Raw genomic sequence first — 3,064 nt, forward strand, 5'->3', positions numbered from 1 at the left:
GGCAGCCGGGACTGCTCCAGCTGCGGACGCTCCAGGCGGTCGAGGCGGGTGGCGCGACGGTCGTCCTGTCGACCGACCCGGCCGGGACGGCGGCAGCGCGCGCGACGTCCTGACGTCAGCCCGCAGCGCGCACGGGCCCGGCCCCTCGACGAGGAGCCGGGCCCGTGCCGTGCAGGTCAGCCTGTCGCGCGCAGGTCGTCGTCGGGGTCGCCCTCGGCGGCGGCCTCCCAGCGCAGGAGGTCGCCGGGCTGGCAGTCGAGCACCTGGCACAGCGACTCGAGGGTCGTGAACCGGACGGCCTTCGCGCGGCCGTTCTTGAGGACCGCGAGGTTGGCGGGCGTGATGCCGACGCGGTCCGCGAGCTCGCCGACGGACATCTTGCGGCGGGCGAGCATGACGTCGATGTCGACGACGATGGGCATCAGATCACCTCGTCGAGCTCGGCGCGCAGGGTCGTCGCGGTGGTGTCGAGCGCGACGGCCTTGGCGAGCAGCATGCGCAGCACGAACACGACGAGCGCGATGAGCGCCGTGCCGACGCCGCCGACGACGACGAGCATGACCATGCCGGGCGGCACCTCCTCGCCGGGGGCGAGCAGGAACGACAGGACGACCGCGAGCAGCGTCGCGGCGATCGCGCAGCCGATGACGACGTCGACCCAGCGGAACGCGCGTGTCGAGAAGACGGTGTCCTTCTTGACCATCGTCACGAGCCGCCAGATGCAGACGAGCGCGACCTCGGCGGCGAGGGCGAACAGGAAGCCGATGATCGGCAGCGCCCAGCGCAGGTGCGCGACGTCGGGGCCGGCCTCCTGGAGGTCGATGCCGAGCAGGGGCATGAGCATGAACTGGACGAACAGCAGCCCGGCGAACGCGAGCACGATCACCACGCGCAGGGCGAGGATGGCCAACCGGCCCATGGGCACCTCACTGTGAGTCGATCTATCGAGAAACGATAGAAGGCTATCGTTTCGCGTGAGGTGCGGCAAGATCGATGCCGCTGGTCGGGACCGACGGCCTCGTCCGGGGGCGGGACGTGCCGGTGGCGGCCAGGGCCCGGACGCGACCGAGGCCGCCCGCGGTGACGTGCGCGGACGGCCTCGGTCCGGGAGGGGCCGGTCATTCCTCCCGTTCAGGTGACGTCTACCCGGTCGCGCACGTCGCACCCGGAGTCGTGCTGCTCCCGTTCTTGTAGAACGTCACGCCGAAGGAGTTGCCCGACCCGTTGGGGCGGGCCTGACGCGTGCTGCCGCTGCCGCTCAGCGTCGCGTTCCAGCTGCTCTGCACCGACTGGCTGCCGTTGAGCGTCAGGGTGACGACCCAGCTGCTGGTGCCGCTCACCGTGTAGGTGACGTTGAAGCGGTCCGACCACTCGTCGCCGCGCGTCGCGGTCACGGTGCACGAGCCGGTGCTCCCACCGCCACCGCCACCACCGCCGCCGCCACCGCCCGCGGTGGACGGTGCGACCGCCCGGCCGGTCGAGGACGAGATGTGCCCGGCGCACAGGTTGCGCGAGCGCAGGTCCTGCAGGATCCCCGGCAGGGCCTGGACGGTCGCCGCCGGCCAGTCGTGCATGAGGATGATCTGGCCGTTCGTCAGGCGGGACGCCGCCTGCCGGATCTGGTCGGCGCTCGCGTTGTTCCAGTCGTTCGAGTCGACGTCCCAGATGATCTCCCGCAGGCCGAGCGACTGCTCGACCGACTTGAGCGTCGCGTTCGTCTCGCCGTACGGCGGCCGGAACAGCGTCGGGGTGACGCCGGCGGTCTGCTGGATCGCCTGCTGGGTCCGCGAGAGCTGCGACTGGATGTCGCTCTGGCTCATGTTGACCAGGTGCGGGTGGTCCCAGCTGTGGTTGCCGATCTGCAGGCCGGCGTTCTTGTACGCCTGCATGAGCGACGCGTTGTTCTGCGCGTTCTGACCGGTCGGGAAGACGGTCGCGGTCGCGCCGTACTGGTTGAGGGTCGAGATGATCTGGTTCGACGTCCCGCTGTTCGGCCCGTCGTCGAACGTCAGGCCCACGTAGCCAGCGGAGCACGACTGCGGCTGCGACGTCGGCGTCGGGGTCGGCGTCGCCGTCCCTCCGCCGCCGCCCCCGCCGGTGCTGCCGCCGTTGCAGGTGGCGGACGGCGTCGTGCTGTTCCCGTTCTTCATGACGGTGACGCCGAACGAGTTCCCGTTGCCGTTGGGTGTGACCGTGCGGGTCGAGCCGCTGCCGGAGACGTTCGCGTTCCACGAGTTCTGGATCGACTGGCTGCCGTTGAGCCCCAGGTTCACGGTCCACGAGCTCGACCCGCTGACCGAGTAGGTGACGTTGAAGCGGTCGGACCACTCGTCGCCGCGCGTCGCGGTCACGGTGCAGCCCGAGCTGCCCCCGCCACCGGTCCCGCCGCCGCCACCGCCGGTTCCGCCGCCACCGCCGCCCGAGCCCTCGGAGACGGTGATGTTCGACGACCCGCTGCTCTGGTAGCCCTCGGTCGCCATGATCATGTAGTTGTGGTTGCCGAGGTTCATGCCCTTGGACGCCCACGCGTCGAAGTGGTTGCCGGACGTGATGGTGCCGCCGACCCGCTTCTGCTGCCGCACGCTCCAGTACTGGTAGAAGGTCGAGCTGTTGCCCTCGATCGACGGCTTGTTGACGCGCTGCGTGCGGTAGATGTCGTACGTGCCGCCGTCGCTCGTGACGGTGCCCATGAACGTGCCGGTGGGCCGGTACGTGCCCCAGTTGTCGACGATGTAGTACTCGATCAGCGGGTTCTGGGTCCAGCCGTAGAGCGTGAGGTACGCGTTGCCCGACGGGTTGAACTGGCCCGAGTAGCTGACGGTCTTGCGGCCGCCGGTCTGCCACCCCTTGCCGGCCACGAAGTTGCCGGTGTTGCTCCACTGCGTCGAGTAGTTCCCGCCCGAGCCCATGTCCATCGACACGGTGCCCTGGCTGTCGGTCCAGAACGAGTACCACCAGCCGTTGTTGGTGCCGGTGGAGTTCGACGTCACCGCGGCGGACGCCGGGCTGGCGATCGCGAGGCCGGCGGCCACGAGCGCGCCGGCGGCCAGCAGGGCCGTCAGCG

Annotated in this window: 3 protein-coding genes; all 3 read right to left on the minus strand. The window is 70.3% G+C overall.

Annotation, left to right across the window (positions count from 1 at the left end):
* Positions 1-176: 176 nt before the first annotated feature.
* The gene (locus HGA02_RS14745) at positions 177-422 is read right to left on the minus strand and encodes a helix-turn-helix domain-containing protein (protein ID WP_168679758.1); all 246 of its coding nucleotides are present in this window, start codon (positions 420-422) and stop codon (positions 177-179) included.
* Positions 422-919 (minus strand): DUF2975 domain-containing protein, encoded by a 498-nt coding sequence (locus HGA02_RS14750; RefSeq protein WP_168679760.1) that lies wholly within the window; start codon positions 917-919, stop codon positions 422-424. Before HGA02_RS14750 ends, HGA02_RS14745 begins: the two co-directional genes overlap by 1 nt.
* A gap of 223 nt (positions 920-1,142) precedes the next feature.
* Positions 1,143-3,062, minus strand: a complete 1,920-nt coding sequence (locus HGA02_RS21495; RefSeq protein WP_281357188.1) for a glycoside hydrolase family 11 protein — start codon at positions 3,060-3,062, stop codon at positions 1,143-1,145.
* Between the last annotated feature and the right edge of the window lie 2 nt (positions 3,063-3,064).

Source organism: Cellulomonas septica (genome assembly GCF_012396155.1).
GTDB classification, from domain to species: domain Bacteria; phylum Actinomycetota; class Actinomycetes; order Actinomycetales; family Cellulomonadaceae; genus Cellulomonas; species Cellulomonas septica.

Coding starts and splice junctions, on each gene's coding strand:
- HGA02_RS14745 (WP_168679758.1), bottom strand. CDS start 422: ATGCCCATCGTCGTCGACATCGACGTCATGCTCGCCCGCCGCAAGATG.
- HGA02_RS14750 (WP_168679760.1), bottom strand. CDS start 919: ATGGGCCGGTTGGCCATCCTCGCCCTGCGCGTGGTGATCGTGCTCGCG.